The sequence below is a fragment of the Scandinavium sp. UTDF21-P1B genome (assembly GCF_040750395.1).
Lineage (GTDB): Bacteria > Pseudomonadota > Gammaproteobacteria > Enterobacterales > Enterobacteriaceae > Scandinavium.
Genome location: NZ_JBFLVD010000014.1, coordinates 1 through 24,216, shown reverse-complemented (window position 1 = coordinate 24,216; position 24,216 = coordinate 1). Strand labels below are relative to the sequence as shown.

The 24,216-nt window shown below is 54.4% G+C and carries 24 protein-coding genes, 1 tRNA gene, 1 rRNA gene and 1 pseudogene; 19 read left to right on the top strand and 8 right to left on the bottom strand.

Going from position 1 to position 24,216, the window contains the following annotated elements; translation table 11 throughout:
* Positions 1-11: 11 nt before the first annotated feature.
* The 6 genes from rng to csrD form a co-directional block, all read right to left on the bottom strand.
* Positions 12-1,481, bottom strand: a complete 1,470-nt coding sequence (gene rng / locus AB1287_RS10860) for a ribonuclease G (protein WP_435617773.1) — start codon at positions 1,479-1,481, stop codon at positions 12-14.
* Positions 1,471-2,064 carry a Maf family protein gene (locus AB1287_RS10855; RefSeq protein WP_312625326.1) on the bottom strand — a complete coding sequence of 198 codons (594 nt, stop codon included), beginning with the start codon at positions 2,062-2,064 and terminating at the stop codon, positions 1,471-1,473. Before AB1287_RS10855 ends, rng begins: the two co-directional genes overlap by 11 nt.
* An 8-nt stretch (positions 2,065-2,072) precedes the next feature.
* Positions 2,073-2,561, bottom strand: a complete 489-nt coding sequence (gene mreD, locus AB1287_RS10850) for a rod shape-determining protein MreD (RefSeq protein ID WP_312625324.1) — start codon at positions 2,559-2,561, stop codon at positions 2,073-2,075.
* The gene (gene mreC, locus AB1287_RS10845; protein ID WP_312625323.1) at positions 2,561-3,574 is read right to left on the bottom strand and encodes a rod shape-determining protein MreC; all 1,014 of its coding nucleotides are present in this window, start codon (positions 3,572-3,574) and stop codon (positions 2,561-2,563) included. The genes mreD and mreC overlap by 1 nt, the downstream gene beginning before the upstream one ends.
* A 68-nt stretch (positions 3,575-3,642) precedes the next feature.
* Positions 3,643-4,686 carry a rod shape-determining protein MreB gene (gene mreB, locus AB1287_RS10840; RefSeq protein ID WP_006818047.1) on the bottom strand — a complete coding sequence of 348 codons (1,044 nt, stop codon included), beginning with the start codon at positions 4,684-4,686 and terminating at the stop codon, positions 3,643-3,645.
* Positions 4,687-4,979: 293 nt separating this feature from the next.
* The gene (gene csrD, locus AB1287_RS10835) at positions 4,980-6,920 is read right to left on the bottom strand and encodes an RNase E specificity factor CsrD (RefSeq protein ID WP_312625322.1); all 1,941 of its coding nucleotides are present in this window, start codon (positions 6,918-6,920) and stop codon (positions 4,980-4,982) included.
* 221 nt (positions 6,921-7,141) lie between these two features.
* On the opposite strand from csrD, the gene acuI reads away from it, so the two are divergent.
* The 19 genes and pseudogenes from acuI (at position 7,142) to AB1287_RS10740 (ending at position 23,837) form a co-directional block, all read left to right on the top strand.
* Complete coding sequence (gene acuI / locus AB1287_RS10830) at positions 7,142-8,116, top strand: acrylyl-CoA reductase (NADPH) (protein ID WP_435617772.1); 975 nt, start codon at positions 7,142-7,144, stop codon at positions 8,114-8,116.
* Between the two features lie 77 nt (positions 8,117-8,193).
* Positions 8,194-9,195, top strand: a complete 1,002-nt coding sequence (gene msrP, locus AB1287_RS10825; RefSeq protein ID WP_312625318.1) for a protein-methionine-sulfoxide reductase catalytic subunit MsrP — start codon at positions 8,194-8,196, stop codon at positions 9,193-9,195.
* Positions 9,196-9,795 carry a protein-methionine-sulfoxide reductase heme-binding subunit MsrQ gene (gene msrQ, locus AB1287_RS10820; protein WP_435617771.1) on the top strand — a complete coding sequence of 200 codons (600 nt, stop codon included), beginning with the start codon at positions 9,196-9,198 and terminating at the stop codon, positions 9,793-9,795.
* A 235-nt stretch (positions 9,796-10,030) separates the two neighbouring features.
* Positions 10,031-10,483, top strand: coding sequence for a type II 3-dehydroquinate dehydratase (aroQ, locus tag AB1287_RS10815; RefSeq protein ID WP_312625315.1), 453 nt, complete (start codon positions 10,031-10,033; stop codon positions 10,481-10,483).
* A gap of 22 nt (positions 10,484-10,505) precedes the next feature.
* Positions 10,506-10,973 (top strand): acetyl-CoA carboxylase biotin carboxyl carrier protein, encoded by a 468-nt coding sequence (accB, locus tag AB1287_RS10810; RefSeq protein ID WP_435617770.1) that lies wholly within the window; start codon positions 10,506-10,508, stop codon positions 10,971-10,973.
* A 10-nt stretch (positions 10,974-10,983) separates the two neighbouring features.
* Entirely contained in the window at positions 10,984-12,333 is a 1,350-nt protein-coding gene (gene accC, locus AB1287_RS10805; protein ID WP_312625312.1) for an acetyl-CoA carboxylase biotin carboxylase subunit, read from the top strand.
* 107 nt (positions 12,334-12,440) lie between these two features.
* Positions 12,441-12,683, top strand: a complete 243-nt coding sequence (locus AB1287_RS10800; protein ID WP_312625310.1) for a YhdT family protein — start codon at positions 12,441-12,443, stop codon at positions 12,681-12,683.
* Positions 12,673-14,124, top strand: a complete 1,452-nt coding sequence (gene panF / locus AB1287_RS10795) for a sodium/pantothenate symporter (protein WP_312625308.1) — start codon at positions 12,673-12,675, stop codon at positions 14,122-14,124. The genes AB1287_RS10800 and panF overlap by 11 nt, the downstream gene beginning before the upstream one ends.
* Before the next feature lie 11 nt (positions 14,125-14,135).
* Entirely contained in the window at positions 14,136-15,017 is an 882-nt protein-coding gene (prmA, locus tag AB1287_RS10790) for a 50S ribosomal protein L11 methyltransferase (RefSeq protein ID WP_312625306.1), read from the top strand.
* Positions 15,018-15,148: 131 nt separating this feature from the next.
* On the top strand, positions 15,149-15,889 hold the full coding sequence (locus tag AB1287_RS10785) for a carbonic anhydrase (protein ID WP_435617769.1): 741 nt from the start codon (positions 15,149-15,151) through the stop codon (positions 15,887-15,889).
* Positions 15,890-16,218: 329 nt separating this feature from the next.
* Entirely contained in the window at positions 16,219-17,184 is a 966-nt protein-coding gene (gene dusB, locus AB1287_RS10780; RefSeq protein WP_312625302.1) for a tRNA dihydrouridine synthase DusB, read from the top strand.
* A gap of 23 nt (positions 17,185-17,207) precedes the next feature.
* Complete coding sequence (gene fis, locus AB1287_RS10775; RefSeq protein WP_000462905.1) at positions 17,208-17,504, top strand: DNA-binding transcriptional regulator Fis; 297 nt, start codon at positions 17,208-17,210, stop codon at positions 17,502-17,504.
* Between the two features lie 154 nt (positions 17,505-17,658).
* Positions 17,659-17,823, top strand: coding sequence for a DUF2556 family protein (locus AB1287_RS10770; protein ID WP_312625300.1), 165 nt, complete (start codon positions 17,659-17,661; stop codon positions 17,821-17,823).
* Between the two features lie 131 nt (positions 17,824-17,954).
* Positions 17,955-18,602: pseudogene (locus tag AB1287_RS10765) on the top strand (MHYT domain-containing protein); the annotation flags it as partial.
* Positions 18,603-18,988: 386 nt separating this feature from the next.
* Positions 18,989-19,210: a lipoprotein gene (locus tag AB1287_RS10760; RefSeq protein ID WP_038256116.1), complete on the top strand. Its 222-nt coding sequence runs from the start codon at positions 18,989-18,991 to the stop codon at positions 19,208-19,210.
* Between the two features lie 471 nt (positions 19,211-19,681).
* Positions 19,682-20,707 carry an amino acid ABC transporter substrate-binding protein gene (locus AB1287_RS10755; RefSeq protein WP_435617768.1) on the top strand — a complete coding sequence of 342 codons (1,026 nt, stop codon included), beginning with the start codon at positions 19,682-19,684 and terminating at the stop codon, positions 20,705-20,707.
* Between the two features lie 69 nt (positions 20,708-20,776).
* Complete coding sequence (locus tag AB1287_RS10750) at positions 20,777-21,958, top strand: amino acid ABC transporter permease (RefSeq protein WP_435617767.1); 1,182 nt, start codon at positions 20,777-20,779, stop codon at positions 21,956-21,958.
* A 9-nt stretch (positions 21,959-21,967) separates the two neighbouring features.
* Complete coding sequence (locus AB1287_RS10745) at positions 21,968-23,071, top strand: amino acid ABC transporter permease (RefSeq protein ID WP_435617925.1); 1,104 nt, start codon at positions 21,968-21,970, stop codon at positions 23,069-23,071.
* 7 nt (positions 23,072-23,078) lie between these two features.
* On the top strand, positions 23,079-23,837 hold the full coding sequence (locus AB1287_RS10740; protein WP_312625294.1) for an amino acid ABC transporter ATP-binding protein: 759 nt from the start codon (positions 23,079-23,081) through the stop codon (positions 23,835-23,837).
* A 125-nt stretch (positions 23,838-23,962) separates the two neighbouring features.
* On the opposite strand, the gene rrf is transcribed toward AB1287_RS10740, so the two are convergent.
* A 5S ribosomal RNA gene (gene rrf, locus AB1287_RS10735) occupies positions 23,963-24,078 on the bottom strand.
* Between the two features lie 36 nt (positions 24,079-24,114).
* Positions 24,115-24,190, bottom strand: a tRNA-Thr gene (locus AB1287_RS10730).
* Positions 24,191-24,216 lie beyond the last annotated feature (26 nt).

Genomic DNA, 24,216 nt, shown 5'->3' with positions numbered 1-24,216 from the left:
AGCCAGCAAAACTACATCATTACCACGTCGAATTGCTCCTGATTGTAGAGCGGTTCAATCTGGACTTTGACCTGTTTGCCGACAAAGATTTCGACCTCGGCCAGCGCGTGGGACTCTTCCCCTTTCAGCGTTTCGGCGACGGCGGCTGAAGCATAGACCAGGAAACGGTCGGAGTCATATGCGTGATGCACGCGTACAATTTCTCGCATGATTTCATAGCACACCGTTTCGACCGTTTTCACCGTGCCGCGGCCGTGGCAGGTAGGGCATTCGTGGCAGAGTACGTGCTCGACGCTTTCTCGCGTGCGCTTGCGGGTCATTTCCACCAGGCCCAGCTGCGAGAAGCCGTTGATGCTGGTTTTCACCCGATCTTTGCTCAATGCCTGCTCCAGGGAGTGCAGCACGCGACGGCGATGGTCTTCATTACTCATGTCGATGAAATCGATAATAATAATGCCGCCGAGATTACGCAGGCGCAGCTGGCGCGCAATCGCCTGAGTCGCTTCGATGTTGGTGTTGAAAATGGTGTCGTCGAGGTTGCGGTGGCCAACAAAAGCGCCGGTGTTGATATCAACGGTGGTCATCGCTTCGGTCTGATCGATAACCAGATAGCCGCCGGATTTCAGCTCGACCTTACGCTCCAGGGCGCGCTGGATTTCATTTTCGACGTCAAAAAGATCGAAAATGGGCTGGCGGCCGCTGTAGTGCTCGAGCTTGCTGGTCATCTCCGGCATATACTCGGCGGTAAACTCCACCAGCGCTTCGAAGGTGAGACGGGAGTCGACGCGAATTTTATCGAGATGCGCATCGGCAAAGTCACGCAGTACGCGCTGTGCCAGCGCGAGTTCGCCGTACATCTGATAGCGAGTCTGTGGGCGTTTCTTACGCTCCATGACTTTGGTCCAGACGCGCTTCAGGTAGGCCGCATCTGACGCTAAATCTTCTTCACAAACGCCTTCAGCGGCGGTACGGATGATAAAGCCGCCCTGCTCATCGCAGTATTCGGTCACCACGTTTTTCAGGCGCTCGCGTTCGGCTTCGCTTTCGATACGCTGAGAAACACCCACATGGGAAGCGCCGGGCATAAACACGAGATAGCGTGAAGGCAGGGTGATGTCTGTGGTCAGGCGCGCGCCTTTGGTGCCAAGCGGGTCTTTCACCACCTGCACCATCAGATCCTGGCCCTGACGCACCAGCTCAGAGATGTCACGGACGGTGAACTGCTTCTGCTCTTCGCCGGCCACGCATTCGGTGTGGGGCATGATGTCTGAAGCATGAAGAAACGCGGCTTTATCCAGGCCAATATCTACAAATGCCGCCTGCATCCCGGGGAGTACACGACTGACACGACCTTTGTAGATATTGCCTACGATTCCGCGTCGCGCTTCACGCTCTATATGAATTTCCTGAAGAATGCCGCCATCAATGTACGCCACCCGGGTTTCGGAAGGCGTTACGTTCACTAATAATTCAGCCGTCATGTTTATCCCTTTTCTCACGCAGTGAGTTAAAATTGCTCAGCAACTCATACGTTTCCACCAGCGGTAAGCCGACTACGGCGTGATAGCTGCCATGAATCTTCCTGACAAAACAGCCACCCAGCCCCTGAATACCGTATGCACCTGCTTTATCCATGGGCTCGCCGCTGGCGACATACCCCTGGATATCGTCGTCTGATAACATTCTGAACGTCACTTCGGTGGTCACCAGACAGTCGATCGTCTGATGGCGATCGGCCAATGCGACCGCGGTCATCACCTGATGCGTTTGCCCTGAGAGCTGTCGCAGCATCGCTGCCGCATGTTCCGCATCGCGAGGTTTCTCCAGCACTTCACCGTTCAGCACCACGATGGTATCGGCACCGAGCACCGGTAAGTCCTGTGCAGCAAGCAAAACGCCTGCCTGAGCTTTTTCCCGCGCCAGGCGCGCCACGTACTGCTGCGCGCCTTCATGCGGCTGACGCTGCTCCTCAATGCCCGGCACCAGCCGGTCAAAGCTGACACCTAACTGAGTTAACAACTCCTGACGACGCGGGGAGCCGGAAGCAAGATAAAGCATTGTCATAGAAACCTTTATTGTACAGCGAATTGCTGGCGCACTTTGCGCATCAGCAGGAACAGCCAGGGCCAGAGTACACCGTTAACCACGCTACTCCAGAACACTTCCGGTCGGAAAGAGACGTTGATCACTAAAAACTCCGCCCAGAAAACAACGATATCCACCGCCAGCGACAGCAGCATCACCACCAGCGCCTGTTGCCAGAGCGCCAGATTGCGGAACAGCTGATATTTCAGCGCCACCAGGTAAGCGATAATACTGAGAGACAGCGCGCGAACGCCGAGCGTGGAACCGCTAATCAGATCCAGTATGGCACCCATAATGAAACCTGTGCCCACATTCACACGATGCGGCAGAGCAAGGATCCAGTAAAGCAGGATCAACAGAACCCAGTTTGGCCGGTAAACCAACAGATTATCCGGCCAGGGCATGACCTGTAAGAGAAGGGCTATCAGAAACGAGAGCCAGATAACCCAGCGTCCCTGACTTCGATAACTTGCCACTACTGTCCTCCCGACGCTGGCGCTGGAGGCGTCGCGGCCGGAGCAGGCTGAGCGATCCCGGTAGCCGGAGGCGGCACAGGTGCCGGTGGCCCCATAGAATCGGCGGCAGGCAACACCTGCGGCATCATCTGCATCAGACGTTCATTGGCAACGCGATGCACTTCTTCCGGCGTCATCGGGTTCGCGCCGTTACGATCGGCACCCCATAACAGCAGCAGATAGCGCAGACGCTGAAGCCCGGCGGTAGGACGAGCCTGAATTACCGTATACGCACGCTGCGTATCCAGCTTAACGGAAGAGACAACGGCAACCGGGTAACCTTCAGGGAAACGGCCACCCAAACCGGACGTCACCAGCACATCACCCACGCGAATATCGGTATTCGCAGGCAGATGCTCCAGCTGCAAGTCGTCCGTACAGCCATTACCGGCGGCGATCACGCGAATGTCGTTACGCAATACCTGAATGGGGAGCGCATGAGTAGCATCGCAAATCAGCAGCACGCGGCTGGTCAGTTTCGCCACGGCAACGACCTGACCGACAACGCCTTTGTCGCTGATAACCGGCTGGCCTTCATAAACGCCGTTAACGCTACCCTTGTCGATAACCACCTGATCGCTGTAAGGATCGTTTACCGTGGAGATAACCTGAGTCACCATCTTCTGCTCATCCTGACGCAGCGGCGAACCGAGCAGCTCGCGCAGACGGGCGTTTTCCTGCTTGTATTGCCCCATCATCAGCAAGTCGCTGTTTTTTAACAACAGCTCCTGACGCAGGGCACGGTTTTCCAGCTCAAGCTGATCGCGGGAAGCCAGGGTTTGCGAAATACTGTCGAGTAGTTCACGAGGACCGTTAGAAACAAAATAGAAAGGGCTGACGGCGGTATCCATGTACGTTCGAATCTGGCTGAACGTACCGAGGCGGCTGTCGGCAATAATGACGCCAAGCGCCACCAGCACCGCCAGGATAAGGCGAATCTGTAGCGACGGGCCACGGCTAAAAATGGGCTTCATAGGCTATGCGTATTCTCGCGTCAGTGAAATCAAGGGGTGGCAAGCTGCCACCCCAGACTTCTGGCTGATTACTCTTCGCTGAACAAGTCGCCGCCGTGCATGTCGATCATTTCCAGCGCCTTGCCGCCGCCACGAGCAACACAGGTCAGTGGATCTTCTGCAACTACGACAGGAATTCCTGTCTCTTCCATTAACAGGCGGTCGAGGTTACGCAGCAGCGCACCACCACCGGTCAGAACCATACCGCGCTCGGAAATATCGGATGCCAGCTCCGGCGGGCACTGCTCCAGGGCAACCATCACCGCGCTCACGATGCCAGTCAGCGGTTCCTGCAGCGCTTCGAGGATTTCGTTGGAATTCAGGGTGAAACCACGTGGAACACCTTCTGCGAGGTTACGGCCGCGCACTTCGATTTCACGTACTTCATCGCCCGGATAAGCGGAGCCGATTTCGTGTTTGATGCGTTCTGCGGTTGCTTCACCGATCAGTGAACCGTAATTACGGCGCACGTAGTTAATGATAGCTTCGTCGAAACGGTCGCCGCCAATACGCACGGAAGAGGAGTAAACCACGCCGTTCAGGGAGATAACCGCAACTTCGGTAGTACCACCACCGATATCCACAACCATAGAACCGGTCGCTTCAGAAACAGGCAGGCCTGCACCGATTGCCGCCGCCATTGGCTCTTCAATCAGGAACACTTCACGAGCGCCAGCGCCCTGTGCGGATTCACGAATTGCACGACGCTCAACCTGAGTTGCGCCAACCGGCACACACACCAGAACGCGCGGGCTCGGGCGCATAAAGCTGTTGCTGTGAACCTGTTTGATGAAGTGCTGCAGCATTTTTTCAGTCACGAAGAAGTCGGCGATGACGCCGTCTTTCATTGGACGGATAGCGGCGATATTGCCCGGCGTACGGCCGAGCATCTGCTTAGCTTCATGACCGACGGCCGCCACACTTTTCGGTGAACCGGCACGATCCTGGCGAATGGCGACAACGGAAGGCTCATTCAGTACGATGCCTTGTCCTTTTACGTAAATCAGGGTATTCGCGGTACCCAGGTCAATGGACAGGTCATTGGAAAACATGCCACGAAATTTTTTCAACATACTAAGGGATAATCCTGAAAGCTGGGGCGGAAACAAAATCCGCTTACTTTACCAACCACACGCAGCAGCGACAAGGCGCAAAAATCATCTGCAACGGTGAAAATTAGTGCAGTTCGTTTCCTTTGTTACAATTTCGACCTGACACCGTCAGGACCGCAGCACTCCTCGCCTGCATTGCAACCTGTCAAAGGACGATCACTGGCTTGTTCTGTCTCGCCTGTCGGCGGGCACCAAACTTTGCCCGCGAAGAAACAGCGCGCGTTATTCTACGTGAAAACACGGCAAACGGCAGATCAAACAGAGTATCTTTGCGAATATTTTTTTACGCTAGTGTCAAGTGGTTGTGATGAAGCAAAAAAATCACCCTGTCCACCCAACACGCCACACTCTCTCAATACTTGCCACTCGCTGCGGCTGCGCAGCCCGGTTGCGAAGACCTGCGTCGGGGTACCTTTGCAGGCTTCGACGAGACTTTGCACCAGCAGCTGATTTTCACTGCGTTTCTCAATGTTACGGACCAGACCCGGATGCAGCTTGACGAGCTCCACCGACAGTTCTTTGATCCAGCTGGTACTGACCAGCGTCAGCCCTGCCTGAATCACCACAACTCTGACCCCCAACGCGTTGATTAAACGCATTACGGGCTGTAAACGGCTGATATGTTGACAGACATCCGCCTCTGCAAGTTCAAAAATAATCCGTTTTCGCTGCGATTTTTCGCACTGCATCAACGTATCGCGCAGCCAGCGCTGGAATCGGGGGCGAATGAGCGACTCAACCGTCACCTGCAAAGCCAGATTTTCCTCAGGCCAGAATGACAGGAAAGGCAATAAACGGGTAATTTGTAGCCGGTCATACTCTTCCGCCAGGCCGAATTCCAGCACCATCGGCATATATTCAGCGGCAATCACCTCTTCTTTGCCGTCATAGATGCGGCACATGAGTTCGCGGTGATGCACGCGCCCATCGTAATGAACGGCCGGCTTTTGGTAGAAACGCGGGCCACCGCGGCTGAGCATCTGTTCGATCAGCGTCCGCCAGCGCACGTTGCCGCGTCCTTTCTCCGGCAGCGAATCGTCATACACCGCCCAGCTGTTGCTACCCTGAAGGACCGCATTACGCACCGCCGCATCGGCGTGTTCCATCACCTGCTCCGTCGACTGACCGCTTCGCCAGGTGCAGATGCCGATATGCATCATATCTTCCTGATCGAGGATTTTGGTCGAGGGCAAAGCGTCCAGAGCTTTCAGCAGCAGCCCGGCGATGCTGTCGGCTTCTTTCAGGGTCCGGTGTGGCAACAGCACGGCAAAATCGCTGCGGTGATAACGCGCAAGCAGCGCGCCAGGATAGCGCAGCATAAATGTCGACAGCATATTGATTATCATGAAGAAATGCTCTTCTGCCGCGGCGCGTCCCCACTGATCCCGCACCAGATCGAATTCCGGCAGGCGAATCAGCATCACGATACCGTGCGAGCCCACTTTTTCCTGATCGTCCAGCAGCGTTGCAAGCTGGTTATCGAAAAACATGCGGTTGCTAAGCCCGGTTTTGGTGTCCTGGGCGGCATAAGACCGGATCAGCGTATCCAGACGGCTGCGCTGTTCGCTGGCAAACTGAATTTCGGACAAGAGCGTATCAAGTGCGCTACTGGTTCTGGCTGGCCACTCATGCACAGAACCGCGAACCTGATGGCCGCGCTCGCCGTTCAGGATCCTCGTGGAGCGCAGCTCGAGCAGCTCCTGGCCCGCCAGCTGATTACGCAGCCAGCGGACGGAAAAGAATATAATGAGGATCATAAAGGCAATGGCGATAGTCAACGGCGCAGTGGTCACCAGGGAGTGGAAATAGTTCACCATCGGATCCTGATAGACGAGGTGAATCGTCATCCCCGGATGCTTTACGGAATCCACGTTCAGTACTCGGTACTGATAGCTGCTCCCGACCGGGCGATAGCTGTCATTACGGGAATGGCTGAAAATCACTTTATCGTTCACGATAAAGTCAATACGCACGATATCAACCGGCACCAGAATTTCATCTAACTGGCTGTCGAGTTGATTAAAAGAAGTGTTGACGAGGCGAGAATCAATAACCGTTGCTACCGCACTGGCACGGTAGTCCACTTTCTCATGAAAACCGTTGTAGAAGCTCAGCGAGCAACCAATGAGGGTGACGAGGATAGTCAGGCCCGTCAGCAACGTCACAAAAGCTGAAAATTTCGTCGTTAATCGCATCCCTGTATTAACTCCGTTGATGAAAATCAGCCCGGCGTTGACCGGACACCCACGGTGACACGCAAAATTAGTAAGCACTAACTAGCACGCCGAAAGGAGCATGCATACTACCAGAGTTAGTGAATCTGGCAATTTATTGCGGTAAATCGGATACATGTTTCAGCTAGCGAGTATAGTCATCGAAAAATTTTTTCCAATCATTGAGCCAATGAGGAACGAGTATGCAGGCGTTAATCTTAGAACAGCACGACGGTAAAACACTCGCCTCGGTACAGAATATCGAGGAAAACCAGCTGCCGCAGGGCGATGTTACGGTCGACATCCAGTGGTCGAGCCTCAACTATAAAGACGCGCTCGCCATCACGGGCACAGGCAAAATTATTCGTAATTTCCCAATGGTGCCAGGGATTGATTTCGCCGGCACGGTGCGCAACAGCGAAGACCCGCGCTTTCACGCGGGCCAGCAGGTGCTGCTGACCGGCTGGGGCGTGGGCGAAAACCACTGGGGCGGACTCGCACAGCGTGCCCGCGTGAAAGGCGACTGGCTGGTTGCTCAGCCTGAAGGAATGGATGCACGTCAGGCGATGATCGTCGGTACTGCGGGCTTCACCGCCATGCTGTGCGTGATGGCGCTTGAAGATGCAGGCATTCGTCCACAGGACGGTGAAATTATCGTCACCGGCGCCAGCGGCGGCGTGGGCAGTGCCGCCATCGCGCTGCTGCACAAGCTGGGTTATCAGGTCGTCGCCGTGTCCGGACGTGAAAGCACGCATGACTATCTGCGCAGCCTGGGTGCCAGCCGTATTCTGGGACGCAACGAGTTTGCAGAAACCCGTCCGCTGGAAAAACAGCTTTGGGCCGGTGCGGTCGATACCGTTGGCGATAAAGTGCTGGCGAAGGTGCTGGCCCAGATGAACTACGGCGGCTGCGTGGCGGCCTGCGGTCTGGCGGGCGGCTTTGCACTGCCTACCACCGTGATGCCATTTATTCTGCGTAACGTTCGTTTGCAGGGCGTCGACTCCGTAATGACGCCGGCGGAGCGCCGCGCAGAAGCCTGGCGACGTCTGGTTCAGGACCTGCCTTCTTCCTTCTATAGTCAGAGCGCCACCGAGATAACTCTCGACCAGGCGCCAGAGTATGCGCAGAAGATCATGAACAATCAGGTTCAGGGCCGCACGCTGGTGAAAGTGGCTTAATCTTCAAATTTTCGTGACATATTCGCGTTAATTCACCGCCTCCGTCATGCTTAGGAAAAGGCATGATGGAGGCAATAATGAAGGCAAAAAAACTCACGGAAGCGGACGTCACGGCAGAATCCGTTTTTATGCTCCAGCGCCGCCAGGTGCTGAAAATGTTAGGCATCAGCACGGCTGCACTGACGCTCGCACCCAGCGCGCAGGCTGATTTGCTTAGCTGGTTTAAGGGGAACGACAGGCCGCCCGCGCCGTCCGGTAAAGCGCTGGATTTCTCAAAACCCGCTGAGTGGCAAAACACACTGACGCTCACCCCGGAAGATAAAGTCACCCGCTACAACAACTATTATGAGTTCGGGCTGGATAAAGCCGACCCGGCGGCAAACGCCGGAAGCCTGAAAACCGATCCCTGGACGCTGACCATCGATGGTGAAGTGGCAAAACCGCTGACGCTCGATCACGACGATCTCACCAAACGTTTCCCGCTTGAACAGCGCATTTATCGCATGCGCTGCGTGGAGGCCTGGTCAATGGTAGTGCCGTGGATTGGCTTTCCGCTGCATAAGCTGTTGGCGCTGGTTGAACCCACCAGCAACGCAAAATACGTTGCCTTTAAAACTATCTATGCGCCGGAGCAGATGCCCGGCCAGAAAGACCGCTTTATCGGTGGCGGTCTTGCCTACCCTTATGTAGAAGGCCTGCGCTTAGATGAAGCAATGCACCCTCTGACGCTGCTTACCACCGGCGTTTACGGTAAAGCTCTGCCGCCGCAAAACGGCGCACCGATTCGCCTGACCGTACCGTGGAAATATGGCTTCAAAGGGATCAAATCGATTGTCAGCATTAAGCTGACCCGTGAACGTCCGCCCTGCACCTGGAATCTGGCGGCGCCGGATGAATACGGATTTTTCGCCAACGTGAACCCTCATGTCGATCACCCACGCTGGTCGCAGGCTACTGAACGTTTTATCGGCTCCGGTGGCGTACTGGACGTTAAGCGCCAGCCGACGCTGCTGTTCAACGGCTATGCGGATCAGGTCGCCTCGCTCTATCGCGGGCTTAATTTACGGGAGAATTTCTGAGTGCGATTAACGGCAAAACAGGTCACCTGGCTTAAGGTCATTTTACATCTGGCGGCGTTTTTGCCGTTTGTCTGGCTGTTCTGGGCAGGTTCTCAGGGCTATTTCAGCGCCGATCCTGCTAAGGATATTCAGCACTTTACCGGTCGGATGGCTCTGAAATTACTGCTGGCAACCTTGCTGGTTTCCCCGCTTACGCGCTACGCTAAACAGCCTTTATTGATACGCACCCGCCGCCTGCTGGGGTTATGGTGTTTTGCCTGGGCAACGCTGCATCTCACCAGCTATGCGCTGCTGGAGCTTGGCATTAACAACCTGGGTCTGTTAGGCCAGGAAGTGGTGAGCCGTCCCTATTTGACGCTTGGGCTGGTGAGCTGGCTGATTTTACTGGCGCTGGCGGCAACCTCTTTCCAGAAAGCACAGCGAAAACTGGGGCCGCGCTGGCAAAAATTACACAACTTCGTTTATCTGGTGGCTATCCTCGCCCCGATTCACTATCTGTGGTCGGTGAAGATCCTCTCCCCGCAACCGATCCTGTACGCTCTGGCGGCTTTAGCGCTTTTAGCATGGCGATATAAGAAGTTCCGCCAGTGGTGGCGTTAATTCCCGATAATGTGCAGTTTCCCGCAGAACGTCCGCGCTACAGCAGGCTTTTTCGCAATTGAGGTTGATAATCTTCCCTGATAAGACCAGTATTTAGCTGCCAAATGCTACGAAATCGTTATAATGTGCGACTTTGGTTTGCCTGACGGGGGTTTTTGGCTTCTGAAAAGGTGACAAGCGCGCATCGAAGGTATATTTTGTTTTTTACCGGAGAATTGCAGGAGATAGCAGCACAATGGCCGACAAGTTACGCATTTTGCTTTTAAACGGACCGAACCTGAATATGCTCGGCACCCGTGAGCCAGAGAAGTACGGCACCCTGACGTTAGCGGAAATTGTTAACCGTTTAACCGCAGAGGCCGACGCTCTGAATGTAGCTTTAGACCATCTGCAATCTAACGCGGAGTACGCGATTATCGACCGTATTCATCAGGCTAAAGACAAGATTGACTATATCCTGATCAATCCGGCCGCATTCACGCACACCAGCGTGGCGATTCGCGATGCGCTATTGGCGGTCAGTATCCCGTTTATCGAGATTCATCTGAGCAACGTGCACGCCCGCGAGCCGTTCCGCCATCACTCATATCTCTCTGATATCGCTGCCGGCGTCATCTGCGGATTAGGCGCTGACGGCTATTCATACGCTTTACAGACGGCGGTCAAACGCCTGTCACAATCACACTAAACAAAGAGTACGGAACCCACTCATGGATATTCGTAAGATTAAAAAACTGATCGAGCTGGTTGAAGAATCAGGCATCTCCGAACTGGAAATTTCTGAAGGCGAAGAGTCTGTACGCATCAGCCGTTCCGCGCCAAACGCGGGCTTCCCGGTCATGCAGCAGGCCTACGCAGCACCAATGATGCAGCCACAGGTTGCACCAGCGGCAGCGCCGGCAGCCGCCGCGGCTGAAGCGCCAGCAGCTAAGGCCGAAATCAGTGGTCACATCGTACGCTCCCCAATGGTTGGTACCTTCTACCGCACCCCAAGCCCGGACGCAAAAGCGTTCATCGAAGTGGGCCAGAAGGTCAACGTGGGTGACACCCTTTGCATCGTTGAAGCAATGAAAATGATGAACCAGATCGAAGCCGACAAAGCGGGTACCGTTAAGGCTATTCTGATCGAAAGTGGTCAACCGGTAGAATTTGACGAGCCGCTGGTCGTCATCGAGTAACGAGGCGAACATGCTGGATAAAATTGTCATTGCTAACCGTGGCGAAATTGCACTGCGTATTCTTCGTGCCTGTAAAGAACTGGGCATCAAGACCGTCGCCGTGCACTCCACCGCGGATCGCGATTTAAAACACGTACTGCTGGCGGATGAGACAGTCTGTATCGGCCCGGCTCCGTCCGTAAAAAGCTACCTGAATATCCCGGCTATCATCAGCGCCGCTGAAATCACCGGCGCGGTGGCTATCCATCCGGGTTACGGCTTCCTGTCCGAAAACGCCAACTTTGCTGAGCAGGTTGAACGTTCCGGCTTTATCTTCATCGGCCCGAAAGCTGACACCATTCGCCTGATGGGTGACAAAGTGTCTGCCATCACCGCGATGAAAAAAGCAGGCGTTCCGACCGTGCCTGGCTCCGATGGCCCGCTGGGCGATGACATGGACGCTAACCGCGCCCACGCCAAACGCATCGGCTACCCGGTTATCATCAAAGCCTCAGGCGGCGGCGGCGGTCGCGGTATGCGCGTTGTGCGCAGCGACGCTGAGCTGGCTCAGTCCATCTCCATGACTAAAGCGGAAGCGAAAGCGGCTTTCAGCAACGACATGGTGTACATGGAAAAATACCTGGAAAATCCTCGTCACATCGAGATCCAGGTATTGGCCGACGGCCAGGGCAACGCAATCTATCTGGCTGAACGTGACTGCTCCATGCAGCGTCGTCACCAGAAAGTTGTCGAAGAGGCACCAGCGCCGGGCATTACCCCGGAACTGCGTCGCTACATCGGCGAACGTTGCGCCAAAGCCTGTGTGGATATCGGCTACCGCGGGGCAGGTACCTTCGAGTTCCTGTTCGAAAACGGCGAGTTCTATTTCATCGAGATGAACACCCGTATCCAGGTTGAACATCCGGTTACCGAGATGATCACCGGCGTGGATCTGATCAAAGAGCAGCTGCGTATCGCTGCCGGTCAGCCGCTGTCTATCAAGCAAGAGGAAGTGCAGGTTCGCGGCCATGCGGTGGAATGCCGTATCAACGCCGAAGACCCGAACACCTTCCTGCCAAGCCCGGGTAAAATCACGCGCTTCCACGCACCAGGCGGTTTCGGCGTGCGTTGGGAATCTCATATCTACGCTGGCTATACCGTGCCGCCGTACTATGACTCAATGATTGGCAAACTCATTTGCTACGGGGAAACCCGTGACGTGGCGATCTCTCGCATGAAGAACGCCCTGCAGGAGCTGATCATCGACGGCATCAAAACCAACGTTGATCTGCAGATGCGTATTATGAGCGACGAGAACTTCCAGCATGGTGGTACCAACATCCACTATCTGGAGAAAAAACTCGGTATGTACGAGAAGTAATTTTCCGTACAGCGCAAAAGGCCGGATCTTCCGGCCTTTTTCTTTTTCTCTCCCCTTGCCAGCCCCTTAAGGTACAATCCCCGCTTTCCATTGACCCCGGGAGCCTTATGGACGCGCGTTTTGTTCAGGCCCACAAAGAAGCCCGCTGGGCATTGTGGCTCACTCTCCTCTATCTCGCTGCATGGTTGGCGAGTGCTTACATACCAAATTCAATGCAGGGCTTTACCGGTTTGCCGCACTGGTTTGAAATGGCCTGTCTGCTGATCCCGCTGGTCTTTATTCTGCTGTGCTGGGCGATGGTGAAGTTTATCTATCGCGATATTCCGCTGGAGGATAACGATGCAAGCTGAGGTGATCCTGCCGCTTATTGCCTACCTGTTTGTAGTATTTGGCCTGTCGGTCTATGCAATGCGCAAACGCACTACCGGTACCTTCCTCAACGAATATTTTCTCGGCAGCCGCTCGATGGGCGGGTTTGTCCTGGCGATGACGTTGACCGCAACCTATATCAGCGCCAGTTCGTTTATCGGCGGACCGGGTGCCGCCTACAAATACGGGCTGGGCTGGGTATTGCTGGCGATGATTCAGCTCCCTGCCGTATGGCTGTCGCTTGGCGTACTGGGGAAAAAATTCGCCATTCTTGCCCGTCGCTACAACGCGGTGACGCTGAACGATATGCTGTTTGCCCGCTATCGGAGCCGCCTGCTGGTGTGGCTGGCGAGCCTCAGCCTGCTGGTCGCATTTATCGGCGCCATGACAGTGCAGTTCATCGGCGGCGCGCGACTGCTGGAAACCGCCGCAGGCATTCCCTACGAAACCGGTTTGCTGATTTTCGGCATTAGTATCGCGCTCTACACCGCCTTTGGTGGCTTCCGCGCCAGCGTCCTGAATGACGCCATGCAGGGGCTGGTGATGCTGATCGGTACGATCGTACTGCTCGTCGGTATTGTGCATGCCGCAGGCGGGCTCAGCCACGCCGTGCAAACGCTGGAGCAGATAGACCCGAAGCTCGTGACGCCGCAGGGCGCAGACGACATCCTGTCCCCGACCTTTATGACCTCTTTCTGGGTGCTGGTCTGTTTTGGCGTTATCGGCCTGCCGCACACTGCGGTGCGCTGCATTTCCTACAAAGACAGTAAAGCGGTGCATCGCGGCATTATTCTCGGCACGATCGTGGTTGCCATTCTGATGCTGGGAATGCATCTGGCAGGTGCGCTGGGACGCGCCGTGATCCCGGACCTGAGCGTACCCGATTTAGTGATCCCGACCCTGATGGTGAAAGTACTGCCGCCGTTTGCCGCCGGGATCTTCCTTGCCGCGCCGATGGCCGCCATTATGTCGACGATCAACGCGCAGCTGTTGCAGAGTTCCGCTACGATCATCAAAGATCTGTATCTGAACCTGCATCCGGAACAGGTGGCTAACGAAAAGCGCCTGAAGCGGATGTCCGCGGTGATTACGCTGGTACTTGGGGCGCTGCTGCTGCTGGCCGCCTGGCGACCGCCGGAGATGATCATCTGGCTGAACCTGCTGGCATTCGGCGGACTTGAAGCGGTCTTCCTGTGGCCGCTGGTGCTGGGCCTCTATTGGGAGCGGGCCAACGCGGCAGGCGCGCTGAGCGCGATGATTGTCGGCGGCGTGCTGTACGCCGTGCTCGCTACTCTGAAAATTCAGTACCTGGGCTTCCATCCGATTGTGCCTTCGTTACTGCTAAGCCTGCTGGCGTTTGTCGTGGGGAACCGTTTCGGTCAGTCCTCGCCACAAGCGACCGTAATTTCTACTGATAAATAAAGAGTTTTGCCATGCCTTGGATCCAACTGAAACTGAACACCACCGGCGCGAACGCTGAGGAACTGAGCGATGCGCTGATGGAAGCGGGCTCCGTGTCCATCACTTTCCAGGACACGCATGATACGCCCGTGTTTGAACCTCTGCCGGGCGAAACCCGCCTGTGGGGCGATACGGATGTTATTGGCCTCTTCGATGCCGAAACCGATATGAAGGAAGTGGTCGCCATCCTCGAACATCATCCGCTGCTTGGCGCAGGCTTTGTTCATAAGATCGAACAGCTGGAAGACAAAGACTGGGAGCGTGAATGGATGGATAACTTCCATCCGATGCAGTTCGGTAAGCGTCTGTGGATCTGCCCAAGCTGGCGCGAAGTGCCGGATGAAAATGCGGTCAACGTGATGCTCGATCCGGGCCTGGCGTTCGGCACCGGCACCCATCCGACGACATCACTGTGCCTGCAATGGCTGGATGGACTCGATCTTGACGGTAAAACCGTGATCGACTTCGGCTGCGGATCCGGGATCCTCGCCATCGCGGCGCTGAAGCTTGGTGCAGCGAAAGCCATTGGGATCGATATCGATCCGCAGGCCATTCAGGCCAGCCGCGATAACGCAGAGCGCAACGGCGTCTCCGATCGCCTGGAGCTGTACCTGCCGCAGGATCAGCCAGAAGCCATGAAAGCCGACGTGGTGGTTGCGAATATCCTCGCAGGCCCATTACGTGAGCTGGCACCGTTAATCAGCGTCCTGCCCGTTGAGGGCGGCCTGCTGGGCCTTTCCGGCATCCTTGCCAGCCAGGCCGACAGCGTCTGTGAAGCCTATACCTCGCTGTTCGCACTCGACCCGGTGGTCGAGAAGGAAGAGTGGTGCCGTATCACCGGGGCCCGGCGATAGTTCCGAAATATATGCGTAGCTGAGGCAGCTACGCATTTTCCGCTTCACCCTTACCAAAATCCGGGTGTTAAATCGCCGCGTAGCTCACAGAGCTACGGGCTAATTAACAAATAATTCACCGGACGAATACCATGAAAGACTTTACAGGCAAGGCCGCTCTGCTGGCCTTATCCATCATGCCGCTCGCTGCATTCGCTTCTCACTGGAGTTACGAAGGCAACGAATCACCGGAGCACTGGAGCCAACTGAGCGACGAATTCAAAACCTGCCAGAAAGGCATGAATCAGTCGCCAATCGATATCGACAAAACCCTCAACGCGCATCTGCAACCTCTGGATATTCACTACGGCAAAGGCCCGGATGTGGTGCTAAACAACGGACACACCATTCAGGCAACGGTTGATCCGAAAGCCACCGACAGCATCACTCTGGATGGTCACAGCTACCTGCTGCAACAATTCCACTTCCACGCCCCTTCTGAGAATACGATGCACGGTAAACACGCCGCCATGGAGATGCATTTAGTGCACAAGAATGCCGCAGGTGAGATTGCAGTGGTCGCAGTGATGTTTGATGTCGGTGCTGCTAACGCCGAGCTGGATAAGCTCTGGAGCGTGATGCCGCAGCAGGCAGAAAACAGTTCACCGGTAAAATCATCGCTGAATATCAACAAGCTGATTCCGGAAGACAGAACTTACTGGCGCTTTAGCGGATCGCTAACCACGCCACCGTGCTCTGAAGGCGTCACCTGGCTGGTATTTAAGCATCCTCTGACGCTGTCAGCCGCGCAGCTGGCGAAATTTACCCATACAATGCATCACGATAATAATCGTCCGGTTCAACCTGCGCACGGTCGTGTTGTGATTGAATAAGTGCCAAAAAGGCGTTTCTCATCTTCTGCTGAAATGAGATCCAGCCCGCAATATTCGGGATAATCTGCTGATAAAAACGGCAGGTTATCTCTTTTCTGCTCCGTTTCTGGCAGGAAAAAACGATAAGTTATGCAATTTTTCGACTGTTTAAAAAGAAATCGGAAACATCTAACGCAATGATTTAATTGCCGTTAAAATCTACCCCATCCTCATGAGTGGCGATTCCTTGATCTACAACAGAGGATTGCTCAAAGTTTGGCCTTTCATCTCATGCAAAAAATGCGTAATATACGCCGCCTTGCAGTCACAGTATGGTCATTTCTTAACTCATGCGCATCGGACACCACCAGCTCAGAAATCGCCTGATCGCAGCCCCTATGGCAGGTATTACCGACAGGCCATTCAGGACGCTGTGCTACGAGATGGGAGCAGGGTTAACCGTTTCCGAGATGATGTCCTCCAACCCGCAGGTGTGGGAGAGCGACAAGTCTCGTTTACGGATGGTGCACATTGATGAACCCGGTATTCGCACCGTGCAAATTGCCGGAAGCGTGCCTGAAGAGATGGCAGACGCCGCGCGTATCAACGTGGAAAGTGGCGCCCAAATTATTGATATTAATATGGGTTGCCCGGCCAAAAAGGTGAATCGCAAGCTTGCGGGTTCAGCCCTTCTGCAATACCCCGACCAGGTGAAGTCAATCCTGACGGCGGTTGTCAGCGCAGTGGACGTTCCCGTTACGTTGAAGATTCGCACGGGTTGGTCGCCGGAACACCGTAACTGTGTAGAAATTGCCCAACTGGCCGAAGATTGTGGCATTCAGGCCCTGACCATTCATGGACGCACTCGCGCCTGTTTGTTCAACGGCGACGCTGAATACGACAGTATTCGGGCAGTTAAGCAGAAAGTTTCCATTCCGGTTATCGCGAATGGTGACATTACTGACCCGCTTAAAGCCAGAGCTGTGCTCGACTATACGGGAGCTGATGCTCTGATGATAGGACGTGCCGCTCAGGGAAGACCTTGGATCTTTCGGGAAATCCAGCATTATCTGGACACTGGGGAGCTGCTTGCCCCGCTGCCACTGGCAGAGGTTAAGCGCTTGCTTTGTTCGCATGTTCGGGAATTGCATGACTTTTACGGTCAGGCAAAAGGGTACCGAATTGCGCGTAAACACGTATCCTGGTATCTCCAGGAGCACGCTCCAAATGACCAGTTTCGGCGCACATTCAACGCCATAGAGGATGCCAGCGAACAGCTGGAGGCGTTGGAGGCATACTTCGAAAATCTTGCGTAATGAAATAAAGAGCTGACAGAACTATGTTCGAACAACGCGTAAATTCTGACGTACTGACCGTTTCCACCGTTAACTCTCAGGACCAGGTAACTCAAAAACCCCTGCGTGACTCGGTTAAACAGGCACTGAAGAACTATTTTGCTCAACTGAACGGTCAGGATGTGAATGACCTGTATGAGCTGGTACTGGCTGAAGTAGAACAGCCCCTGTTGGACATGGTGATGCAATACACCCGTGGTAACCAGACCCGCGCTGCCCTGATGATGGGTATCAACCGCGGAACTCTGCGTAAGAAACTGAAAAAATACGGCATGAACTGATACTAATCAGTTAACTTGCTGTTTTAAAAGGCGCTCTTCGGCATGGGGAAGCGCCTTTTTTATTACCTTAAATTCACGAGTTTCCTCCTCTTCCCCCTCCGTACTTTTCGTGTATATTGCCTGCCATTCTCTCCTTCTTTTTCCAGGTGCGGTTATGCTTCGTAAGTGCGGATGGCTGGTCCTTTTCGCGTTGTTCATGTTCCTGTTTGAGGGGCTACTCATGCAGTGGATTGAGCTTATCTCCACCGAAAGCGAGAAATGCCGCAATATGAATTCCGTCAATCCCCTGAAGCTGGTTAACTGTTCCGACCTGGATTAATTGTCTGTCGCTAACATCGGTAAACGCGCCGGTATGCCGCGTGAAAACAAGGGATTTAAATCACTTTGAGTCCCTTCGTGGCGATGGTAATGTCACAGCTCTCATCCTCCCCTGAACGAACTGACGACACCATGCAGACTGGCCATTACGACCCGACTCTGGTCGCGATCTCCTTTGTCATTGCTATTCTCGCTGCCTGGACCGCACTCAACGTGGCAGGACGAGTCAGGGAAAGCAGGCCTGGCTAAGCGGTGGCGGTGTCGCCATGGGTATTGGCGTCTGGGCGAAGCACTTCATTGGTATGCTGGCAATGGACAGTGCGATAAGCATTCGCTACAGCCCTGGCTTGACCACGCTGTCGATGATCATCGCGATTGCCTCTTCCCTTTTTTGCGCTCTGGCTGGCCAGCGTCGCTCGCCTTCGTTTGCGCCGTCTGCTACCGGGTGCCCTGGTGATGGGCTCCGGCGTGGTTTTAATGCACTACACGGGCATAGCATCAATGGCAGTCTCCGCACCCATCACCTGGGATTATCGCTGGGTCTCCCTCTCCGTGGTAATAGCGCAGCTGGCCTCGTCGCTTGCTGAAGCCAATAAAGAGCTGGCGTTACAGGACACATTAACCCGCCAGCCAAACCGGGTGCTGTTTGAAGATCGCCTGAGTCAGGCCATCAGTAAAGCCGACAGGGAGACCAGCCCTTTTGCGCTGATGTTTATGGATCTCGATGGCTTTAAGGCCGTTAACGATGCATTTGGCCACGACGTCGGCGATAAGCTACTCGATCGCCACCAGCAATCCCACAGCGCGTTGAAATAAGGTTTTGCAGAAGCACTCACCATGACGTCAAGGCGCATGGCAGCGCTGTTCTTCGCTGCCCTCCAACGTCATTCAGTGGAACGAAATGATTGATAAGATAAAAAGGTGCTAACTGCGCCTTTTTATTTTCTCTGGATAAAGTGCCTACTCATTTCGCTTAATCTCCAGATTTTATCCTGCATATTTTCTGCATAATTAGCGATATCTTCGCCAAATCCTCCATGATGTTTACATAACTCATAATTTGAGATTATTTGCGCCTCCCGACGTAATCATTCGCAGTGGTAAAATTAGCGCTATTCCGCAAGGTATTCGTTTCATTACCATTGCGGTTAAACAGAGGTAATATCATGAAAAGATTGATTTCAGTTGCATTGCTGACCGCGCTTCTGGCAGGCTGCGCACACGACTCACCTTGTGTGCCGGTTTATGACGATCAGGGGCGGCTGGTTCATACCAACACCTGCATGAAAGGCACCACGCAGGATAACTGGGAAACAGCTGGCGCTATCGCCGGCGGCGCAGCCGCACTTGCGGGCCTGACGCTGGGCATTGTCGCTCTGACGAAATAATACTAAAGCGCGGGGCCTCCCGCGCTTTTGCTTCATGCTGGTGCAGACCTTTTTCAATAAGTAAAAAATCCGCCTCATTTCCGATCTTCATTAACTCTGTTTCGTGTTTTAACGCACAGACTCATAATTAAGTGTGATGATTTGCGCATTATCCCGTGAGCAATTTCACATCTTATTATTATTCCTTCTCACACCAATATTAACTCACGAAATCATTTCCTTTTTTTCTCTCAATTCGGAAACTTTTTCGCTCTGTTTTGTGGCGCAGGTTGTAATTTTGCACCATTGCGGGGCGCTTATTTTTTTCTTTCCTGTCTACACTCACTTTATTGCTTCCCCGACACCCAAAATCAGGCGGTTGCAATTCTGGCATTCCCTTTGCTTTACAGGAAATGGCCATGGCCACAGACAGGTTTCGACGTTCTCCCGGACGTCTCTATAACGATAAATTTTCGCCACACAGGATGCTTTATGAAAAAGATGATGATCGCCAGCCTCACAGCGGCGGGCGTACTGTTTGCACTCTCAAATCAGGCACATGCCGGTACCACTTTCGAAGCCGTTAAAAAGAAAGGCTTTGTGCAGTGTGGGATCAGTGACGGATTACCGGGCTTCTCCTATGCGGACGCCGACGGCAAATTTACCGGTATTGATGTGGACGTCTGCCGTGGCGTGGCCGCAGCGGTATTTGGCGATGCCAGCAAGGTAAAATATACCCCGCTGACCGCAAAAGAACGTTTCACCGCATTACAGTCTGGCGAAGTGGATGTGTTATCCCGCAATACCACATGGACCTCTTCCCGTGACGCGGGTATGGGCCTCTCATTCACCGGCGTCACCTATTACGACGGCATCGGCTTCCTGACTCATGACAAAGCCGGGCTGAAAAGCGCGAAAGAGCTCGACGGGGCAACGGTATGTATTCAGGCCGGGACCGATACCGAGCTGAACGTCGCCGATTACTTCAAAGCCAATAACATGAAATACACGCCGGTCACCTTCGACCGCTCTGACGAATCCGCTAAAGCGCTGGAATCCGGACGCTGCGATACCCTGGCATCCGATCAGTCTCAGCTGTACGCGCTGCGCATCAAATTGAGTAAACCAACGGACTGGATCGTTCTGCCGGAAGTGATTTCGAAAGAACCGCTGGGCCCGGTGGTACGTCGTGGCGATGATGAGTGGTTCTCTGTCGTACGCTGGACGCTGTTTGCCATGCTGAACGCCGAAGAGATGGGCATCAACTCGAAGAACGTCGACGAGAAGTTTGCCAATCCTTCCACACCGGATATGTCACATCTGCTGGGTAAAGAAGGCGACTTCGGTAAAGACCTGAAGCTGGACAACAAGTGGGCGTACAACATCGTCAAGCAGGTAGGAAACTACGCTGAAATATTTGACCGTAACGTCGGGGCTGACAGCGCGCTGAAGATCAAGCGTGGACAGAACAACCTCTGGAATAACGGCGGGATCCAGTACGCTCCACCGGTTCGCTAAGTTTTATGCTGTGACGGGCACCGCGGCCTGCGGTGCCCAACCTGACGTTCTGGTCATTGAGGTTTTCCTATGTCGCAACGCCGCCTGACCGTAAAAGGATCACTCTCCTTTTCCAACCCCACGGTTCGCGCCTGGCTGTTTCAAATCCTTGCGGTAGTGGCCGTTGCCGCTATTGCTATCTATTTGATACACAACACCATCACTAACCTGGATAACCGTGGCATTACCTCCGGCTTCGCTTTTCTCGACCGAAGCGCAGGTTTTGGCATCGTTCAACACTTAATCGATTATCAGCAGGGCGATACCTATGGCCGGGTGTTCCTGGTCGGTTTGCTCAATACGCTGCTGGTATCGGCTTTATGTATCGTTTTCGCCTCGTTCCTTGGGTTCTTCCTTGGGCTGGCGAGGCTGTCAGATAACTGGCTGCTGCGCAAGCTGTCGACGGTCTATATTGAGACGTTTCGTAATATCCCGCCGCTGCTGCAAATCTTCTTCTGGTACTTCGCCGTATTGCGCAATTTGCCCGGGCCTCGTCAGGCAGTTAGCGCCTTCGATCTGGCTTTTCTCAGCAACCGTGGGCTTTATATTCCAGCCCCGCAATGGGGAGAGGGTCTTTTTGCGTTTGTCGGGGCGGTGGCGATTGCGCTGTTAATATCCATTGGCTTGTATCGCTACAACAGAACCCATCAGATAAAGACCGGACAGCTGCGCCGCACATGGCCAACTGCGCTTGGGCTCATCATTGCCTTGCCGCTTCTGGCTCACTGGTGTTTTGGCGCGGCGCTGCACTGGGACGTTCCGGTTCTGCGCGGGTTTAACTTCCGCGGCGGCATGGCGTTGATTCCGGAACTGGCAGCCTTAACGCTGGCGCTTTCTGTCTACACCTCCGCGTTTATCGCCGAGATCATTCGCTCTGGTATCCAGGCGGTACCGCACGGCCAGCATGAAGCCGCTCGCTCGCTGGGGTTACCTAATCCGGTCACGCTTCGCCAGGTCATCATTCCGCAGGCGCTGCGCGTGGTGATCCCACCGCTGACCAGCCAGTATCTGAATATTGTCAAAAACTCCTCCCTGGCGGCGGCCATTGGCTATCCCGATATGGTGTCGCTGTTTGCCGGTACGGTGCTGAATCAGACCGGTCAGGCCATCGAAACCATCGCGATCACCATGTCCGTTTATCTCATTATCAGCCTGAGTATTTCGCTGCTGATGAACATCTATAACCGCCGTATGGCATTAATTGAGCGCTAAGGAACGATGATGACAAAAGCACTTCTGTCTCACTCCCCGCGCCCGGCGGGAGCGAAGCGCAATCAGCCGCTGACGTGGATACGCAAGAATTTATTCTCCAGCTGGTCAAACAGCCTGCTGACAATTTTTGCGTTATGGCTGATGTGGGAGCTGATCCCACCGCTGATGAACTGGGCGTTTCTTCAGGCAAACTGGGTGGGAACGACGCGTGCGGACTGCACCAAAGCCGGTGCGTGCTGGGTGTTCATCCATCAACGCTTCGGGCAGTTTATGTATGGCCTGTACCCGCACGATCAGCGTTGGCGGATCAATACCGCATTGATTATCGGGCTGATATCCATTGTGCCTATGTTCTGGAGCGCCATGCCGCGCCGTGGCCGTTACATCGCCGGCTGGGTCGTCATCTATCCCATCGTCGTCTGGTTCCTGCTGTATGGCGGCTTTTTCGGCCTTGAGCGTGTGGAAACTCGCCAGTGGGGTGGCCTGACGCTGACGCTGATTATCGCTTCCGTGGGCATCGCTGGCGCGTTACCGCTTGGCATTCTGCTGGCGCTTGGCCGACGCTCAACTATGCCCATCGTGCGGATCCTGTCGGTGATCTTTATTGAATTCTGGCGCGGCGTGCCGCTCATTACCGTGCTGTTTATGTCGTCGGTCATGCTGCCACTGTTTATGTCTGAAGGCACAAGTATCGACAAACTGATCCGCGCGCTGGTCGGGGTGGTGCTGTTCCAGTCTGCCTATGTTGCGGAAGTGGTTCGTGGAGGTTTGCAGGCTCTGCCGAAAGGGCAGTACGAAGCAGCCAGCTCGCTGGCGCTGGGATACTGGAAAACCCAGGCTCTGGTCATTCTGCCTCAGGCGCTGAAGCTGGTGATCCCGGGGTTAGTCAATACCATTATCGCGCTCTTTAAAGACACCAGTCTGGTGATCATCATCGGTCTGTTTGATCTCTTCAGCAGCGTTCAGCAAGCCACCGTTGATCCGGCCTGGCTCGGGATGTCGACCGAGGGCTACGTTTTCGCTGCACTGATCTACTGGATCTTCTGTTTTAGCATGTCGCGCTACAGCCAGCACCTGGAAAAGCGCTTCAACACCGGGCGTACGCCGCACTGAGGACACTATGAGCCAAACATTATTACAACCGGCGGATGCGATGATTACGCTGGAAAACGTCAATAAATGGTACGGGCAGTTTCATGTTTTGAAGGATATCAATCTGAACGTGAAACAAGGGGAGCGCATCGTATTATGCGGCCCATCCGGTTCGGGAAAATCAACAACGATTCGCTGTATCAACCACCTGGAAGAGCATCAGCAGGGACGAATTGTGGTTGATGGCATTGAACTGAACGAAGATATTCGCAATATCGAACGCGTTCGTCAGGAAGTCGGGATGGTATTCCAGCACTTCAATTTGTTCCCGCACCTGACCGTACTGCAAAACTGCACCCTGGCGCCAATTTGGGTTCGCAAGATGCCGAAGAAGGAAGCCGAAGCGCTGGCAATGCACTATCTGGAACGCGTACGTATCGCCGAACACGCACATAAATTCCCCGGGCAGATTTCTGGTGGGCAGCAACAGCGCGTCGCAATTGCCCGTTCGCTGTGCATGAAACCCAAAATTATGCTGTTTGACGAGCCGACATCGGCACTCGACCCGGAAATGGTTAAAGAAGTGCTCGACACTATGATTGGCCTGGCGCAGTCGGGTATGACCATGCTCTGCGTAACCCATGAAATGGGCTTTGCCAGAACCGTTGCTGACAGGGTTATCTTTATGGATCGCGGTGAGATCGTTGAGCAGGCCCCGCCGGATCAGTTCTTCGCGAATCCTGAATCTGAGCGCACGAGAGCATTTCTTTCACAGGTCATACACTAATCCTTCCGTGCTTTTGCCCGGTGGCGACTTTGCTTACCGGGCCTACGCCCGGCTTCACATCTGGATTCCAGAATGCAGAAAAGCAAAAAGCCCAGTCATAAGACTGGGCTTTTTGCTTAATTGATGTCTGGCAGTTCCCTACTCTCGCATGGGGAGACCCCACACTACCATCGGCGCTACGGCGTTTCACTTCTGAGTTCGGCATGGGGTCAGGTGGGACCACCGCGCTACTGCCGCCAGACAAATTCTGTTATCTGCCGAACTTCACCGTTAAAACTGGTGCTGATACCCAGAGTCGAACTGGGGACCTCACCCTTACCAAGGGTGCGCTCTACCAACTGAGCCATATCAGCACACTTAATTTGATGCCTGGCAGTTC

What these genes read in the sequence shown, in the direction of transcription:
- mreC (WP_312625323.1), bottom strand. Translation starts at nt 3,574, where the DNA reads ATGAAGCCCATTTTTAGCCGTGGCCCGTCGCTACAGATTCGCCTTATC.
- accC (WP_312625312.1), top strand. Translation starts at nt 10,984, where the DNA reads ATGCTGGATAAAATTGTCATTGCTAACCGTGGCGAAATTGCACTGCGT.
- fis (WP_000462905.1), top strand. Translation starts at nt 17,208, where the DNA reads ATGTTCGAACAACGCGTAAATTCTGACGTACTGACCGTTTCCACCGTT.
- msrP (WP_312625318.1), top strand. Translation starts at nt 8,194, where the DNA reads ATGAAGGCAAAAAAACTCACGGAAGCGGACGTCACGGCAGAATCCGTT.
- mreB (WP_006818047.1), bottom strand. Translation starts at nt 4,686, where the DNA reads ATGTTGAAAAAATTTCGTGGCATGTTTTCCAATGACCTGTCCATTGAC.
- panF (WP_312625308.1), top strand. Translation starts at nt 12,673, where the DNA reads ATGCAAGCTGAGGTGATCCTGCCGCTTATTGCCTACCTGTTTGTAGTA.
- AB1287_RS10760 (WP_038256116.1), top strand. Translation starts at nt 18,989, where the DNA reads ATGAAAAGATTGATTTCAGTTGCATTGCTGACCGCGCTTCTGGCAGGC.
- AB1287_RS10770 (WP_312625300.1), top strand. Translation starts at nt 17,659, where the DNA reads ATGCTTCGTAAGTGCGGATGGCTGGTCCTTTTCGCGTTGTTCATGTTC.
- AB1287_RS10855 (WP_312625326.1), bottom strand. Translation starts at nt 2,064, where the DNA reads ATGACAATGCTTTATCTTGCTTCCGGCTCCCCGCGTCGTCAGGAGTTG.
- acuI (WP_435617772.1), top strand. Translation starts at nt 7,142, where the DNA reads ATGCAGGCGTTAATCTTAGAACAGCACGACGGTAAAACACTCGCCTCG.
- AB1287_RS10750 (WP_435617767.1), top strand. Translation starts at nt 20,777, where the DNA reads ATGTCGCAACGCCGCCTGACCGTAAAAGGATCACTCTCCTTTTCCAAC.
- AB1287_RS10740 (WP_312625294.1), top strand. Translation starts at nt 23,079, where the DNA reads ATGAGCCAAACATTATTACAACCGGCGGATGCGATGATTACGCTGGAA.
- dusB (WP_312625302.1), top strand. Translation starts at nt 16,219, where the DNA reads ATGCGCATCGGACACCACCAGCTCAGAAATCGCCTGATCGCAGCCCCT.
- AB1287_RS10755 (WP_435617768.1), top strand. Translation starts at nt 19,682, where the DNA reads ATGAAAAAGATGATGATCGCCAGCCTCACAGCGGCGGGCGTACTGTTT.
- AB1287_RS10745 (WP_435617925.1), top strand. Translation starts at nt 21,968, where the DNA reads ATGACAAAAGCACTTCTGTCTCACTCCCCGCGCCCGGCGGGAGCGAAG.
- aroQ (WP_312625315.1), top strand. Translation starts at nt 10,031, where the DNA reads ATGGCCGACAAGTTACGCATTTTGCTTTTAAACGGACCGAACCTGAAT.
- csrD (WP_312625322.1), bottom strand. Translation starts at nt 6,920, where the DNA reads ATGCGATTAACGACGAAATTTTCAGCTTTTGTGACGTTGCTGACGGGC.
- rng (WP_435617773.1), bottom strand. Translation starts at nt 1,481, where the DNA reads ATGACGGCTGAATTATTAGTGAACGTAACGCCTTCCGAAACCCGGGTG.
- AB1287_RS10800 (WP_312625310.1), top strand. Translation starts at nt 12,441, where the DNA reads ATGGACGCGCGTTTTGTTCAGGCCCACAAAGAAGCCCGCTGGGCATTG.
- AB1287_RS10785 (WP_435617769.1), top strand. Translation starts at nt 15,149, where the DNA reads ATGAAAGACTTTACAGGCAAGGCCGCTCTGCTGGCCTTATCCATCATG.
- prmA (WP_312625306.1), top strand. Translation starts at nt 14,136, where the DNA reads ATGCCTTGGATCCAACTGAAACTGAACACCACCGGCGCGAACGCTGAG.
- accB (WP_435617770.1), top strand. Translation starts at nt 10,506, where the DNA reads ATGGATATTCGTAAGATTAAAAAACTGATCGAGCTGGTTGAAGAATCA.